Annotated in this window: 14 protein-coding genes and 1 pseudogene; 3 read left to right on the top strand and 12 right to left on the bottom strand. The window is 67.5% G+C overall.

The genetic code is table 11. The annotated features are described in order from the left end of the window. Positions 1 to 6: 6 nt before the first annotated feature. From Pflav_RS45145 to Pflav_RS08895, 5 genes and pseudogenes are all read right to left on the bottom strand, one after another. The gene (locus tag Pflav_RS45145; protein ID WP_232071125.1) at positions 7 to 357 is read right to left on the bottom strand and encodes a hypothetical protein; all 351 of its coding nucleotides are present in this window, start codon (positions 355 to 357) and stop codon (positions 7 to 9) included. Next, a complete protein-coding gene (locus Pflav_RS08910; protein ID WP_173035278.1) occupies positions 354 to 1,373 on the bottom strand; it encodes a TIGR03842 family LLM class F420-dependent oxidoreductase in 1,020 nt (339 codons plus the stop codon). The genes Pflav_RS45145 and Pflav_RS08910 overlap by 4 nt, the downstream gene beginning before the upstream one ends. Before the next feature lie 3 nt (positions 1,374 to 1,376). Further along, a pseudogene (locus tag Pflav_RS08905) lies at positions 1,377 to 2,851 on the bottom strand (CoA-acylating methylmalonate-semialdehyde dehydrogenase). A gap of 5 nt (positions 2,852 to 2,856) precedes the next feature. After that, positions 2,857 to 4,257, bottom strand: coding sequence for a dihydropyrimidinase (gene hydA, locus Pflav_RS08900; RefSeq protein ID WP_173035276.1), 1,401 nt, complete (start codon positions 4,255 to 4,257; stop codon positions 2,857 to 2,859). 14 nt (positions 4,258 to 4,271) lie between these two features. Then, the gene (locus Pflav_RS08895) at positions 4,272 to 5,120 is read right to left on the bottom strand and encodes a nitrilase-related carbon-nitrogen hydrolase (RefSeq protein WP_173035274.1); all 849 of its coding nucleotides are present in this window, start codon (positions 5,118 to 5,120) and stop codon (positions 4,272 to 4,274) included. Positions 5,121 to 5,233: 113 nt separating this feature from the next. On the opposite strand from Pflav_RS08895, the gene Pflav_RS08890 reads away from it, so the two are divergent. After that, positions 5,234 to 6,607, top strand: coding sequence for an aminotransferase class I/II-fold pyridoxal phosphate-dependent enzyme (locus Pflav_RS08890; protein ID WP_173035272.1), 1,374 nt, complete (start codon positions 5,234 to 5,236; stop codon positions 6,605 to 6,607). 7 nt (positions 6,608 to 6,614) lie between these two features. On the opposite strand, the gene Pflav_RS08885 is transcribed toward Pflav_RS08890, so the two are convergent. The 5 genes from Pflav_RS08885 to Pflav_RS08865 form a co-directional block, all read right to left on the bottom strand. After that, entirely contained in the window at positions 6,615 to 7,739 is a 1,125-nt protein-coding gene (locus Pflav_RS08885) for a GH25 family lysozyme (protein WP_173035271.1), read from the bottom strand. Then, entirely contained in the window at positions 7,730 to 8,167 is a 438-nt protein-coding gene (locus Pflav_RS47260; RefSeq protein WP_173035269.1) for a glycoside hydrolase family 25 protein, read from the bottom strand. Before Pflav_RS47260 ends, Pflav_RS08885 begins: the two co-directional genes overlap by 10 nt. A 52-nt stretch (positions 8,168 to 8,219) precedes the next feature. Beyond that, positions 8,220 to 8,981: a class I SAM-dependent methyltransferase gene (locus tag Pflav_RS08875; protein ID WP_269474614.1), complete on the bottom strand. Its 762-nt coding sequence runs from the start codon at positions 8,979 to 8,981 to the stop codon at positions 8,220 to 8,222. Between the two features lie 463 nt (positions 8,982 to 9,444). Next, positions 9,445 to 9,840 (bottom strand): hypothetical protein, encoded by a 396-nt coding sequence (locus Pflav_RS08870; RefSeq protein ID WP_173035265.1) that lies wholly within the window; start codon positions 9,838 to 9,840, stop codon positions 9,445 to 9,447. Positions 9,841 to 9,872: 32 nt separating this feature from the next. Next, entirely contained in the window at positions 9,873 to 10,775 is a 903-nt protein-coding gene (locus Pflav_RS08865; protein WP_173035263.1) for a hypothetical protein, read from the bottom strand. A gap of 372 nt (positions 10,776 to 11,147) precedes the next feature. On the opposite strand from Pflav_RS08865, the gene Pflav_RS08860 reads away from it, so the two are divergent. Further along, positions 11,148 to 11,702 carry a hypothetical protein gene (locus tag Pflav_RS08860; protein ID WP_173035261.1) on the top strand — a complete coding sequence of 185 codons (555 nt, stop codon included), beginning with the start codon at positions 11,148 to 11,150 and terminating at the stop codon, positions 11,700 to 11,702. 319 nt (positions 11,703 to 12,021) lie between these two features. Continuing rightward, entirely contained in the window at positions 12,022 to 12,942 is a 921-nt protein-coding gene (locus Pflav_RS08855; protein WP_332107741.1) for an alpha/beta fold hydrolase, read from the top strand. Positions 12,943 to 13,014: 72 nt separating this feature from the next. Here Pflav_RS08855 and Pflav_RS08850 read toward each other — a convergent pair whose 3' ends face one another. Beyond that, the gene (locus Pflav_RS08850; RefSeq protein ID WP_173035257.1) at positions 13,015 to 13,446 is read right to left on the bottom strand and encodes an acyl-CoA thioesterase; all 432 of its coding nucleotides are present in this window, start codon (positions 13,444 to 13,446) and stop codon (positions 13,015 to 13,017) included. 11 nt (positions 13,447 to 13,457) lie between these two features. Then, positions 13,458 to 14,381, bottom strand: a complete 924-nt coding sequence (locus tag Pflav_RS08845; protein WP_232071121.1) for a bile acid:sodium symporter family protein — start codon at positions 14,379 to 14,381, stop codon at positions 13,458 to 13,460. Between the last annotated feature and the right edge of the window lie 12 nt (positions 14,382 to 14,393).

Below are 14,393 nucleotides of genomic sequence, written 5' to 3'. Positions count from 1 at the left end.
ACAGGATCACGTACGGCAGCAGCCCCGCTCGACCACGCGGAAACGCTGCATGACGACGGCGAGCAGCAGCCCGACCAGCGCCCCCACACCGAAGCCGACCGCCACGCTGCGCAGCGTGAACAGGCACGCCTTCAGCACGACGAGCCAGATCGGGTCACCGCTCGCCTGCTCCGGCTCGCCGAAGCGGCGCAGTACGTCGAGCACGTGGGGCATCGCCGCGTCGTCCGCCCGGGGCAGCACCCGCACGCCGAGGAGGCTGGTGCCGTCGTCGCCGCCGACCGCCTTGTACGCCTCCCACAGCAGCACCGCGACGACGACCGCGCCGATCCCGGTGGCGAGCGCCCGCGCCCCTCTCATGGCGTCGGGGCGTGCTCGGCGCGCAGTGCGGGGATGATGTGCTCCCCGTACGCGGCGAGGGTGTGCTCCTTGTCGTCGTGCTGGAGGTACACCGCGAACTGGTCGACGCCCAGGTCCCGCAGCTCGCGCAGCTTGGCCAGGTGGGATTCCACCGGGCCCAGTACGCAGAACCGGTCGACGATCTCGTCCGGTACGAACGCGGTGTGCGTGTTGCCGGCCTTGCCGTGCTGCGCGTAGTCGTAGCCGCGGCGGCCCTCGATGTAGTCGGTCAACGCCTGCGGGACCGCCCCGGAGGTGCCGTAGCGGGCCACGATGTCGGCCACGTGGTTGCCCACCATGCCGCCGAACCACCGGGTCTGCTCGCGCTGGTGGGCCAGGTCGTCGCCGACGTACGCGGGCGCGGCCACGCAGAACTTGATCGCCGCGGGGTCACGCCCAGCCCGCTCCGCGGCCGCCCGGACGGTACGGATCATCCAGGCGGCGATGTCCGGGTCGGCGAGCTGGAGGATGTACCCGTCGCCGACCTCGCCGGTGAGCGCGAGCGCCTTCGGGCCGTACGCGGCGACCCACACGTCGAGCTCGGTGCCCGGCTGGACCCACGGCAGGCTCACCTCGTTGCCCCGGTACGACACCGCGCGGCCGGCGACAAGCTCACGGATCACGTTGACGCACTCGCCAAGCTCCTTGAGCGTGGTGGGTGCGTAGCCGAGCGTGCGCAGCGCCGAGTCACCGCGGCCGATGCCGCAGATCGTACGGTCGCCGTACATCTCGTTGAGCGTGGCGAACAGCGACGCCGTCACGGTCCAGTCGCGGGTGCCCGGGTTCGTCACCATCGGCCCCACGACGACCCGGGAGGTCTTGGCGAGGATCTGGGAGTAGATGACGAACGGCTCCTGCCACAGCAGGTGGGAGTCGAACGTCCACACGTGACTGAACCCGGCCGCCTCGGCCTTGACCGCCAGGTCGACCACAGTGGACGCGGGTGGGTCGCACTGGAAGACGACGCCGATGTCCATACGTCACCGCACTTTCGGAAAGCCCAGGTCCACTTCGGACGTCGACGGATCGGGCCACCGGGAGGTGACCACCTTGGTACGGGTGTAGAACTGCAACCCTTCCGGGCCGTACATGTGCAGGTCGCCGAAGAGGGATGCCTTCCAGCCGCCGAAGCTGTAGTACGCCACCGGCACCGGGATCGGCACGTTTACACCAACCATGCCGCACACCGCGTCGTACTGGAAGCGGCGCGCCGCCCCGCCGTCCCGGGTGAAGATGGCGGTGCCGTTGCCGTACGGGTTGTCGTTGACGAGCTTGAGCGCCTCGTCGTACGTGTCGACCCGCACCACCGACAGCACCGGCCCGAAGATCTCGTCGGTGTAGAGCGGCGAGCCGGTGTCCACGTTGTCCACAAGGGACGCGCCGAGGAAGAACCCGGGCCCGTCGGTAGCCGGGTCTTCCCTGCCGTCGACGACGAGCTCGCCCAGGGAAAGGTATCCGGCCACGCGGTCGCGATGCTCGCGCGTGATCAGCGGGCCCATCTCCGAGTCCGGGTCGGAGGCCGGGCCGACACGGATCTTGGCGAGGCGCGCGGCGATCGCCGGCACGAGCGCGTCGCCCGCCGAGCCGACCGCGACCACGACGGAGACGGCCATGCACCGCTCCCCGCCGAGCCGTAGCCGGCCGAGACCGCCGCGTCCGCCGCCGCGTCCACGTCCGCGTCGGGGAGCACGACCATGTGGTTCTTCGCGCCGCCGAGCGCCTGGACCCGCTTGCCGGCCCGGGTGCCCGCCTCGTAGATGGCCCGCGCCACCGGCGTCGAGCCGACGAACGAGATCGCCTGCACGTCCGGGTCCGCGAGCAGCGCGTCCACGGCGCTCTTGTCACCCTGGATCACGTTGAACGCGCCGTCCGGCAGCCCGGCGCGGCGCAGCAGGTCGGCCAGGAGCAGCGAGACGGACGGGTCCTTCTCGCTCGGCTTGAGGACGAACGTGTTGCCGGCGACGAGCGCGTTGCAGAACATCCACATCGGCACCATGGCCGGGAAGTTGAACGGCGTGATGCCGGCGACGACGCCCAGCGGCTGCATGATCGAGTACACGTCGACGCCGGTCGCCGCCTGCTCGCTGTACCCGCCCTTGAGCAGGTGCGGCGCGCCGGCCGCGAACTCCGCGTTTTCCAGCCCCCGCGCGACCTCGCCGGCCGCGTCCGCCACGGTCTTGCCGTGCTCCGAGGAGAGGAGCGTGGCGATCTCCTTGCGGTTGGCGTCGACGAGGTCACGGAAGCGGAAGAGCACCTCGGCGCGGCGGGACAGCGACGCCGCCCGCCACTTGGGCTGTACGTCGAGCGCGTTCTGTACCGCGGCGCGTACCTCCGCGTCGGTGGCCGCCACGACGGTGGCCTGCTGCTCGCCGGTGGCCGGGTCCCAGACCGGGAGGTGGCGGTCGCCCGCTCCCTCGACCTGAGCGCCGTTGATCCAATGTGGAACGATTCGCATGTCCATCACACCAGGTACGTAGAGAGGCCGCGGGGCAGGTACTTACCGCGTCCGGCGCGCCCGTGGTAGGCGCCCTCGGAGACGATGACCTCGCCGCGGGAGATGACGGTGTCGACCTTGCCGGCGATCTCGTAGCCCTCGTACGCCGAGTGGTCCATGTTCATGTGGTGCGTCTCGACGCTGATCCGGGTGCGTCCGTTCGGGTCGTACAGCACGATGTCGGCGTCCGAGCCGGGCTGGATGACGCCCTTGCGCGGGTACAGGCCGAACATCCGGGCCGGCGTCGTGGCGATCGTCTCCACCCACCGCTGGAGCGACAGCTTGCCGTCGACCACGCCCTGGTACAGCAGGTCGACCCGGTGCTCGACGCCGCCGATGCCGTTCGGGATCTTGGAGAAGTCGCCGACGCCCAGCTCCTTCTGGTCCTTGAAGCAGAACGGGCAGTGGTCGGTGGAGACCACGGCGAGGTCGTTGCTGCGCAGCCCCTGCCACAGGTCCCGCTGGTGCGACTCGTGCTTGCTGCGCAGCGGCGTGGAGCAGACCCACTTGGCACCCTCGAAGCCGGGCGCGCCGAGCTGGTCCTCCAGCGTGAGGTACAGGTACTGCGGGCAGGTCTCGGCGAAGACGTTGCGCCCTGCGTCGCGGGCGGCGGCCACCTCGGCGAGCGCGCGGCTGGCGGAGAGGTGCACGATGTACAGCGGGCAGTCCTGGGCCACCTCGGCCAGCATGATCGCCCGGTGGGTCGCCTCGGCCTCCAGGGCCTCCGGCCGGGTCAGGCCGTGGTGGATGGGGTCGGTCTCGCCGCGGGCCAGGGCCTGCTGGACGAGCACGTCGATCGCGATGCCGTTCTCCGCGTGCATCATGATGACCGCGCCGTTGTCGCGGGCCTTCTGCATCGCCCGCAGGATCTGGCCGTCGTCGGAGTAGAAGACGCCGGGGTACGCCATGAAGAGCTTGAAGCTCGTGATCCCCTCGTCGCTGACGAGCTGGTCCATGGCCTTGAGCGAGTCGTCGTCCACGCCGCCGAGGATCATGTGGAACGCGTAGTCGACGTGGCAGTTGCCGTCGGCCTTCGCGTGCCAGGCGGCGAGCCCGTCCTGCACCACCTCGCCGGTGCGCTGCACGGCGAAGTCGATGATCGTGGTGGTACCGCCGAACGCCGCGGCCCGCGTGCCGGTGTCGAACGTGTCCGACGCGAACGTACCGCCGAACGGCAGCTCCATGTGGGTGTGCGCGTCGATGCCGCCCGGGATCACGTACTTGCCGGTGGCGTCGAGCGTCTCGGTGTCCGACGGTCCGGTGCCCGGTGCGTAGACGGCGGCGATGGTCTCGCCGTCCACGAGCACGTCGGCCGGGGTCGCGCCGGTGGGGCCGATCACGGTGCCCCCGGTGATCAGCAGGGTCATTGGTAATCCCTCTCTTACGGCTGGACCAGCGGACCGTATGCGTCCGGGCGGCGGTCGCGGTAGAAGGCCCACCTGTCGCGCACCTCGGCCAGCAGGCCCAGGTCGAGGTCACGGACGATCAGCTCGGCCTGGTGCGGGTCGCCGGTCTCGCCGACGAACTTGCCCTCGGGGTCGACGAAGTAGGACGTGCCGTAGAAGTCGTTCTCCCCGAGCGGCTCGACGCCGACCCGGTTGATGGCGCCGACGAAGTACTCGTTGGCGACCGCGCTGGCCGGCTGCTCCAGCTTCCACAGGTACGACGAGAGGCCGCGGTGGGTGGCGCTCGGGTTGAAGACGATGGTGGCACCGGCGAGGCCGAGCGCCCGCCAGCCCTCGGGGAAGTGGCGGTCGTAGCAGATGTACACGCCGATGCGGCCGACGGCGGTGTCGAACGTGGGGTAGCCGAGGTTGCCGGGGCGGAAGTAGAACTTCTCCCAGAAGCCCTTGACCTGCGGGATGTGCGTCTTGCGGTACTTGCCGAGGTACGTGCCGTCGGCGTCCACGACCGCGGCGGTGTTGTAGAGGACGCCGGGCTGCTCCTGCTCGTACATCGGCAGGACCATCACCATGCCCAGCTCGGCGGCGAGTGCCTGGAAGCGCTCGGTGGTCGGGCCGGGGATCGACTCGGCGTACGAGTAGTACTGGCTGTCCTGGACCTGGCAGAAGTACGGGCCGTAGAAGAGCTCCTGGAAGCAGATCACCTTCGCGCCCTGGGCGGCGGCCTGGCGCGCGTACTCCTCGTGAGCCTTGATCATCGATTCCTTGTCGCCGGTCCACGTGGTCTGGACGAGCGCGGCACGGACGGTGGGGCCAAGGTCTGCCATGGGGGCGTCCCCTCTCGGCTCTGTTCTTTTCTCAGCTGATGGCGTAGGACTTTAGTGACACAGGTGCGGGCGGACAATGGCGAGATTGTTACAGGATATTGCGTAGGAGTAACATGCTCCAGCTCATCGCCGGGGCGGTCAACGACCGCACCGCCCGCGGGATCGCCGCCGCGGTGAGCCGCCTCGTGCACACCGGCGAGCTGCCCGCCGGTACCCGGCTGCCGACCGTCCGTTCGGTCGCGCAGGCGCTCGGCATCAGCCCCACGACGGTCAGCGAGGCGTGGCGATCGCTCGCCAGCGCGGGGGCGATCCAGACCCGCGGGCGCTCCGGCACGTTCGTGCTGACGCCGACCCGGCCCCGGCAGAAGATGCGCTTCTCCCGACTCGTGGCCAACCCGTCGACGCTGCCGCACGACTTCTCCACCGGCGTGCCCGACCACGACCTGCTCCCCGACCTCGCGCCCGCGCTGCGGCGGATCGGCGACACGCGGCTCACCACGTCGTACCTGGAGGACCCGGTCCTGCCCCGGCTTGAGGTGGTGCTGCGCGAGCGCTGGCCGTTCCCGCCCCAGCAGCTCACCGTCGTCGACGGCGCGCTGGACGCGCTCGACCGGGTGGTGGGCGCGGCGGTGCGGTTCGGCGCGCACGTGGTGGTGGAAAACCCGACGTTCCCGCCGCTGCTCGACCTGCTCGAGTCGGTCGGCGCGGTGCCCGTACCCGTGTCGCTGGACTCCTCGGGCGTCTCGCCCGCCTCGCTGGCGGCCGCCCTGGAGCGCGCCCCCACGGCGGTCTTCCTCCAGCCCCGCGCGCAGAACCCGACCGGCGTCTCGATGACCCCGGAGCGCGCCGCCGACCTCGCCGCGCTGCTCGCCGCGCACGAGTCGGTCACGGTGGTGGAGGACGACCACGTCGGCGACATCGCCACCGCCCCCGCCGTCTCGCTCGGCGTACACCTGCCCGACCGCGTGGTGCACGTGCGCAGCTTCTCCAAGAGCCACGGCCCGGACCTGCGCCTGGCCGCGGTGGGCGGGCCGGCCACGACGGTCGCCGCGATCGCCGACCGGCGGCTGCTCGGACCCGGCTGGTCCAGCCGCGTGCTCCAGGCCGTGCTGCTCGACCTCCTGACCGACCCCGCCACGGTACGGGTGGTGGCCGCCGCCCGCCGCGAGTACGCCCGCCGCCGCGACCTGCTCCTGTCCGCACTCGCCGCCCACGGCGTGGAGGCGACCGCCGCGGACGGCATCAACATGTGGATCGCCGTACGCGACCAGCAGGTCGCCCTGGTGACGCTCGCCGCGCACGGTATCGGTGCGGCGCCGGGCGCGCCGTTCGAGGTGCAGCCGGTGGGCGGCGACCACATCCGCGTGACGGTCGGCCTGGTCCGGGACGGCTTCGACGACCTGGCCGCGATCCTCGCCGAGGCGGCCGGCGCGCGGCACCGGGCCAGCGGCCACCGCACCCGCCCCCTGCACCGCGCCGCGCGCTGACGACCCGCTAGACAACCAGCCGGAAGAACTTCTCCCAGGGGCCGACCGCGGTCCGGTTGGCGATGAGCGGGGACGCGCCGGCGTTCTCCGCGGTGACGAACCTGTTGTTGGCGTTGGCGCGCAGGCTGACCGTGCCGTCGGCGTTGGTGACGACCGTGAACTTCTCCCAGGTGCTGATCGCGGTGCGGTTGGCGATCAGGGGTGCGGCCCCGGCCCGCTCGGCGGTGACGTAGCGGCCGTTGATCCGCGAGCGGAACGCGACGAACCCGCCGCCGGCGTCGATCTGGTCGAACTGCTCCCACGTCCCGACCAGCGTCCGGTTGGCGATCAGGGGGTCCGCGCCCGCGTTCGCCGCCGTCACGTACCTGAGGTTGGCGTTGGCCAGCAGGTTGACCACGGGCGGCGGCTTGACCGCGCGGAACTTCTCCCAGGGGCCGATCGCCGTACGGTTGGCGATCAGCGCCGACCTGCCGGCGTTCTCCGCGGCGACGAACCTGTTGTTGGCGTTGGCGCGCAGGCTGACCGTGCCGTCGGCGTTGGTGACGACCGTGAACTTCTCCCAGGTGCTGATCGCCGTCCGGTTGGCGACCAGGGGTGCGGCCCCGGCGTTCTCCGCCGTCACGTAAAGGCCGTTGATCCGGGCGCGCAGCGCGACCATGCCGCCGCCGGCGTCGATCTGGTCGAACTGCTCCCACACGCCGAGGGCAGGGCGGTTGGCGATCAGCGGGGCCGCACCGGCGTTCGCCGCTGACACGTACCGGTTGTTGATCGTCGCCAGCAGGCTGGTCGCCGGGCCGGCGGCAAGCTGGGCGAGGGCCGCGTAGTCGCCCTTGAACAGGTCGAGGTCGGGCGAGGCCCACGGCGAGCCGGGGATCTGGGCGCCCGCCGCGTGCTGCCAGAGGGCGAACGACGCCCAGCCGGCCGGCAGCGGCGGCGGGTTCTGCGAGTAGTTGGCGATGAAGAGCGGGTTCGCCGCGAAGCGGGTGCTGTTGCCCATGCAGGGGTTCCACCAGTTGGTGTTCGTGTAGATCATCGCCTGCCGGCCGGTGCGTACCGCGATCTCGGTGACGAACTCCTGGACCCAGGCGCCGAGCTGGGCCGGCGTCATGTTGAAGCAGTCGTTCAGCCCCACTCGGCCCGCGGCCACTCGATGTCGAGCATCGGCGGCAGGCTGAGCCCGTCCGCGGCGTACGGCGCGAGGTCGAGCAGGACGTCCGCCTGCTGCTTGCCGCTGCTCAGCCCCGGCCGGGCGCGGTGGTAAGCCCCGGCGTACAGGCCGTTGGCGCGGGCGCCAGCCCAGTTGGTGGCGAAGAAAGGATCAGGGTTGTTGTTGGGAACGGCACGCCCGTCCTGCTCGCTCACCCGGATATAGGCGAACTTCGCACCACCCCGGGCCAGTGCGGCCCAGTCGAGCGACGGCCCTTGGTAGTAGGAAACGTCGACGCCCCTGATCGGGTATCCGGGCGGCGGCGGAAGCGCCTGCGCCGGGGACGCGATCACCGCCAGCCCCGCCGCTACGAGCGCCGCCCCGAGCAATGCCGCTAGACCCCTGCGCACCATGGCCCGCCTCCTACACACAGGGTCCTACGTGCGCCCGAGATGTCAAGCACCCTCACGTCCGTGGTTTCTCAGCTAAGAGACTGAACTGACGGCTCGTATACGTGGTCCGGTTCGAGTCGATTTCGCTCTTGACTCGCATGTACCACTCGTCGAGCTGGCTCGCCTCGATGGCGTATTCCGGCTCTTGTGCACTCTTGCACGCGTTGTAAATCATGTCGAGCTGGAGGTGCAACACGGCCTTCTCCTCGGCCGTGAACTCGGGATTGGGGTAGAGAAACCAATCCGCCGCCACGAGCTTCACCAACGTGAGCCCGTTGTCCCAGGCATAGAGAGGCAGGAAGCGACCGGCGCGACTGCCATTCACGGCTTGGATGCCGTATGACACTCCCCACTCGATGGCATTGCGGTTGTAGGCCCTCTGGATCCGTGATTCCAGGTCGGCGTCAGGGCCGGGAGCGAACTTGTACGTGCTGTCATACACGAGGGACACGTATATCCAACCCCCCGGCTTCAGCACCCGAACCATCTCCCTGAACATTCGTGGCCCATCCATGATATCGATCGTCGAACGGGTGGCGACGATATCGAAGGCCTCGTCCTCAAAAGGAAGGTCATAGAGATTGCCGATACACGGAGCATGGCCTGCCTCGCCATACCTTTCCCGGGCAATCCTGAGGTACTGCTCGTAGTTGTCCAGCGCGATGATCCTCGTCGACTGAGACGCTAGGTACAACTGCCTCGTGAATCGACCTTGACCGCTAGCCACATCCAAGATCTCCAGATCCGCTTCAGCGCCCCTCGCGCGCTCCGCGATCAGCGGCAGTATCTGCTCCCGCTCCTGCGCCCCGGATCAAGGATGTCTTCTTTGAGAGTGAGCCAGTCGGCGGGGCCATAGTCCCCGATAAGCACGCTTCGATGATTCTGATCGCTCATCACTCAAACTCTCGACTGCTGGCCGAAGGGATCGGAACTGGCAAGTCGGCAACGGGAGTCCCGATCCATTTGTCCCCCTCTTGGATCGTCAAATTCGGAATCGCGTCGACGATCGGGTACTTCCGGCCGCAAGTGCGACAGGCTAGCCAACACTCACGTTCGAGCGTCAAGAGACCTGGGGAACTCCCGGCGCCAACTGTATGGACCTTGGCGCAACCTGGACACCTGATCTTCTGTAACAAATACTCCGACGAAGGCACTGATGATCTCCGCCCATCTGCAAGGAGGCCCACAGCTACGTTCGGGGAGCATACTCGACGTACAGAGCGCTGTCCCTCCTGAGGCTATGGGTGATTTGCGCCCTGTCTGCGGCGGAGGAACTCGTCAGCCGCTTCGCTGACCTCCACCGAGTTCGCACCGCCTACCTCGTATGCATTCGTTGACAACGAGGATATCCTCGCGAGTCCGGGCATGAGCTTGCAGACCAGCGCCGGAATGTCGAGACCCTGGGTCATATACGCGTAACGCTCCGTCATGAACTGCTGGTACTCGATCTTGGCCGGGTTTTCCACACCGACTTTCCCGGAAATGCCCTGAGCCCACCCGGATGGCCTGAACGTGCCGCGATCCCATTTTTCCCAGAGGGTTGACGTAAGCAAGCCTGTGTCCGCCTCCAGATCCTCGAAGGCGCGGGTCGGAACTTCAGGAAAATAGGAACGCAGAAAAGCGTTGACAAGCATCCTGTGTATCGACATCGCATGCTCGACCGACCTCAACTCGCCCGAGCGGACCGTGTCAGCGATGACATGGAATACGCCGGTAGCGGCATCCCGCACCGCTTGGAGCGCTCGCGTGCGGGCGGGCAGTCCAGCTTATAGCGGGTTGAATCAAGATCCACCAGGAAGATGCCGTGGGCGCCAAGACCAAGGTTCGACGCATGAGCGTTGTGCCGATAGAACCCGCATCCGTGAAACTCCCGCAACCTTTTCCCGTAATCGCCCCATAGGGCGAGCTGTGCCCCGGCCCAGTCGAACTCGCCGTCGCCGGTCTGGGCTCGCGCCCAGCCGCGCAGCGCCGCCTGGACAGAAGGGCTTTGCTTGGCGTAATGAACAAGGTTGTCGGCCCGCACCGGAGAGTCCGTCGGAAGGCCGGCCACCAGGACGGCTAGGTCGGACACGCTTCCGGAGTCGTCTCGAAAGCCTTCCAACTTCGTGTATCGATAGACGAAAAGCGGAACTTCAGAGATCGGTCCGACCGCACAGAGCTCACGTGCCGTCGTGTATTCGACGATCGCTCGGTTCAAGGCAAGGGCGCCCATAGGGGCGGGCGCGGACCACACCTCGCAGAACACGCCGTCCTCGTCGATCCCTAGGTGAGCGTCGGGTCGCCTGTAGACCGTATTGCTGGGGTAGTGCATGCCGCCGCGATGGTCTCGTAAGCCGACGCCCTTCAGCTTTAGTGACCGTATGACCTGTGTGCCCTGGCCGCATGGCGCCTCAAATGGGTGTATCAGCTTAACCCAGGCACTGCGCCCAATTTCGGGAAATTCCGGCATTAGCCCCCAAGCGATGACCTGCTCCATGAGTTCGAGATCGTCGGGGTGCATACGCTGGGACAGAGACGCGGCACAAATCACTTCCGCCTGCAATTGACCTTCAGTGGCGCGTGGACCCATGAATCCCTCACATCCTGTCTCCCACGGGAGGATACCGCAGGCAACAGCAGAAATCAGGGATTGACGTTTCCAGATGATCTCGCACGGCCGACCACAGCCGGGCCGTCATGATCGGCATTCGACCAGGTAAGGCAGGATCGAGGTCGGCGGCGAGCCATCCCAGGTGGCGCCCCTGCCGCAGCCACGTCGCCGCCTACCTGATCTCGGCTAAGTGCATGACTGCCGCGGTGACTGCATTTGTGGTGGCCTTGGCTTTGCTGGCCCCGTGTATAGTCCAATTACAAGCGTGGCAAACGCTCTGCGGAGAATTCATGCGACTGCGAAACCCGGCGTCAAGCGTGCACCAAGCCAAGCGGAGAGGTGGGGCCAGGGATGGTTGACATTCTGAAAGACAATGCCGTCTTGATCATCAGTGTGGTCGCATACTTCACAGGTATAGCTGGATTCGTGGTGGCCTTCCAACAGTTGCGAAGCAATGCTCAGACAAACACCGCGTTGTTCTGGCTCAACCTGCGATCGATGTTCGACGGGCACGAAGACGTCCACAGGTCGCTACAGACAGATATGTCGTGGCGGGATGTCGACAGGGACGTTTCCGATGCGGAAGCGATAGCCATTGTCGCATACATGGGCATGTTCGAGCTGGTATACAAGATGTTGAAACGGAAGCTGATAGACTGGAGCACCTTCAAGGACGTATTCGGGTACCGTGTCCTCCTCATCATGAATAGTCCGGTAATCGTAAAGTCTACGCTCGTCGACAATGGCAGATGGTGGCTCACTTTCCGTCAGTTAGCGACCGATCTTGGGCATCAGGTGCCCGACCGTTCGGATCACAACCTGGACCGCACCAGCTTGGGTTTCCCGGCCGGGTGGGGTCGGGCGGCTGTCGAGAAGCTTCCCCGCCAGACTCCGGGTCGCGCTTGAGCGGTGCTTCGCCAGACGGCCGCGCGTCGGGCCGGTCCCACAGCGGGTTGACCACGAACCCGCGGTTCGCCGTCGTCCGACCACGAGGCCGGCCGGGCTCAGGAAAGATCCAAAGGCCCCACCAGGCTCGACAAGCTCGCGGTCCGCTACGACGCCACCATTGCCAGCGCCGCAATGGACCAGTGACTATGAGCCGACTTCGATACACGGCCTAGCCGTGATGCCTCACCCCGCTGATGGCGTGTCTCGCACAGATGGTCCGTGTCCAACGCCGGCTGCCTGCTAGGCTGCCCGCGTTGGACGCTGTCCTCTTTGGATCATGAGGCAGGCAAATAGATCTCGTCTCGGCGAAAGGTGGAGTGTGGCTGGCGGTCTAGCGCTCATCGAAAAGGGGAGCGAGCGGATGGCAATCAGTGGCTATCCAATCCCCGTGACAGAGCGTGCGGTTCACGCTAACGGCATTGACTTTTGGTATGTCGAGGCCGGCGCCGGGGTCCCACTTCTCCTTTTGCATGGTGGGACGGTCTCGAATGGCCCACTGTGGACGGGGCATAAGTACGGCTGGGGTGCGCACTTGGCCGCCCTTGCCAAGCACTTTCATGTCATTGCCCTGGATACACGCGGGCATGGGCGCACCCGTAATCCGTCAGGCGAGCTCAGCTATCGACTGTACGCCGAGGATCTGCTTGCCGTCATCGAGGCGTTGGAGCTGGATCGTCCGCTGATCGCCGGGTTCAGCGACGGTGGGACGACGGCAACGATTCTCGGCATGATCGCCCCGGAGGTGCCGCGAGCGATCGTGGATTATGCGGGATATCAGACGTTCAACCCCGACCCGGATGCCTCAAACTACAGACGCCTCCGTAATTGGTTCGGCGGCTCGCCGAATGCCACAAAGCTAGACTATGACCACTTCAGCAGTGACTTGGTCGATCCGCAGCGCCACATCGATGATTTTGAGCCGACGCAGGGCGCGGGTTACTTCCGCACCTACATCGAGCAGATCTTCACGTTCTGGACCAAGCCGATGGAATTTACCTATGCAGACTATCCTCGGATCACTGCCCCTATGCTGATGCTCGTCGGCGATCGGGACCCGAGCTGCTCGTTGGCCGACGGAGTCGAGCTGTACCAGAAGCTGCCGCAAGGGGAGCTCGGGGTTGTCCCTGGCGCATGTCACGAGGTGACAAGCCTCGGCCGCGACATGATGCTGGACTACCTGCGCCGCCACCAGGACTAGGGCCTGCGTAAGGCCGCATACAACGGCCGCCTGATGGCACTGCCAGCGCCGTGTGTCCATCACTGAGCCGATCTACGGAGCTGGCGGCTCGAAGAGGTCCGGGTTGTCGGCGATCTTCCGCAGGTGGGCGCCCGGGTCCGCGATCAGGCGGCGCAGGTCGAGGTCGAGGACGCCGCCCACCGCCGTCACCTCCGCCGCGAGCGTGCCGTCCGTCTTGCGGATCTCCTGGTGCAGCTTGAACGTCTTGCCGCCGCCCCACTCGAAGGCGCACGACACGTCCACCTCGTCACCGGCGCGCAGCTCGGACAGGTACCTGATCGTGGTCTCCAGCACGACCGGGCCAGAGCGGCTGGCCTGGAGCTTGGCCGGGGTGACGCCGGCGGCGCGCAGGTACTCCCAGCGGGCGTGCTCCGCGTACTGAAGGTACACAGCCTGGTTGAGGTGGCCCTGGATGTCGAGCTCGTAGCCGCGCACCGCGACGCGGACCTGGAACAAGTCCCCCATGCGGCCTGACACTACCGACCCCAGCGCCGGGCGAGTATGGCGCAGACCACGAGCTGGATCTGGTGGAAGAGCATCAGCGGTACGACGAGGATCGCGGCGGCGGCCGGGCCGAACATCACCGCGGCCATCGGCAGGCCCGTGGCCATGCTCTTCTTCGAGCCGCAGAAGACGATCGTGACGCGGTCGGCGCGATCGAAGCCGAGCAGGCGACCGGCCAGCCAGGTCAGGCCGAGCACCAGCGCGAGCAGGACGGCGAGGACGGCGAGCAGGACCGCGAGGCGGGCGGGTGAGATCTGGCGCCAGACCCCGGCGACCATGCCGGCACTGAACGCGGTGTACACGATGAGCAGGATCGCGCCCCGGTCGGCGTATCCGAGCAGGCGCGAATGCCGTTCCAGCCATCCCGCGATCCACGGGCGGGCGGCCTGTCCGGCGGCGAACGGCAGCACGAGCTGGGCGGCGATCTCGACGAGCGAGCCCGCGGAGAAGATGGCGCCGCCGCCCAGCAGCGCCGCCGCGAGCAGCGGGGTGAGGAGGACGCCGGCCAGGTTGGAGAACGAGGCGCTGAACACGGCCGCCGGTACGTTGCCGCCGGCCAGCGCGGTGAACGCGATCGACGTCTGCACAGTGGAGGGCACCACGCTCAGGTACACGAGGCCGTCGTAGAGCGCGGGTGTCAGCACCGGACCGTCCAGCCACCTCGCCCCCAACGCGAGCAGCGGGAAGAGCACGAACGTGGACAGCAGCACCACCCCGTGCAGCCGCCAGTGGCGGGCGCCCTCCCAGGCGGCGCGGGGTGCGATGCGGGCGCCGTACAGGAAGAAGAGCGCCCCGATCGCGACGGCTGTGGCCACCGACGCGACCGTGGCGGCGGGGCCGCGCGCGGGCAGCAGCGCGGCGACCCCGACCGTCGCCACAAGGGCAAGGATGTACACACAGAAGATCTT

This window comes from Phytohabitans flavus, assembly GCF_011764545.1.
In the GTDB taxonomy this organism is placed as follows: domain Bacteria; phylum Actinomycetota; class Actinomycetes; order Mycobacteriales; family Micromonosporaceae; genus Phytohabitans; species Phytohabitans flavus.
Note: the sequence above shows the minus strand (reverse complement) of the source record. Positions and strands in the feature narration are given on the sequence as shown.

Excerpts from the sequence above, each read along its gene's own strand:
- Pflav_RS45145 (WP_232071125.1), bottom strand. The coding sequence starts at position 357 with ATGAGAGGGGCGCGGGCGCTCGCCACCGGGATCGGCGCGGTCGTCGTC.
- Pflav_RS08910 (WP_173035278.1), bottom strand. The coding sequence starts at position 1,373 with ATGGACATCGGCGTCGTCTTCCAGTGCGACCCACCCGCGTCCACTGTG.
- hydA (WP_173035276.1), bottom strand. The coding sequence starts at position 4,257 with ATGACCCTGCTGATCACCGGGGGCACCGTGATCGGCCCCACCGGCGCG.
- Pflav_RS08895 (WP_173035274.1), bottom strand. The coding sequence starts at position 5,120 with ATGGCAGACCTTGGCCCCACCGTCCGTGCCGCGCTCGTCCAGACCACG.
- Pflav_RS08890 (WP_173035272.1), top strand. The coding sequence starts at position 5,234 with ATGCTCCAGCTCATCGCCGGGGCGGTCAACGACCGCACCGCCCGCGGG.
- Pflav_RS47260 (WP_173035269.1), bottom strand. The coding sequence starts at position 8,167 with ATGGTGCGCAGGGGTCTAGCGGCATTGCTCGGGGCGGCGCTCGTAGCG.
- Pflav_RS08870 (WP_173035265.1), bottom strand. The coding sequence starts at position 9,840 with ATGCTTGTCAACGCTTTTCTGCGTTCCTATTTTCCTGAAGTTCCGACC.
- Pflav_RS08865 (WP_173035263.1), bottom strand. The coding sequence starts at position 10,775 with ATGGGTCCACGCGCCACTGAAGGTCAATTGCAGGCGGAAGTGATTTGT.
- Pflav_RS08860 (WP_173035261.1), top strand. The coding sequence starts at position 11,148 with ATGGTTGACATTCTGAAAGACAATGCCGTCTTGATCATCAGTGTGGTC.
- Pflav_RS08855 (WP_332107741.1), top strand. The coding sequence starts at position 12,022 with ATGAGGCAGGCAAATAGATCTCGTCTCGGCGAAAGGTGGAGTGTGGCT.
- Pflav_RS08850 (WP_173035257.1), bottom strand. The coding sequence starts at position 13,446 with ATGGGGGACTTGTTCCAGGTCCGCGTCGCGGTGCGCGGCTACGAGCTC.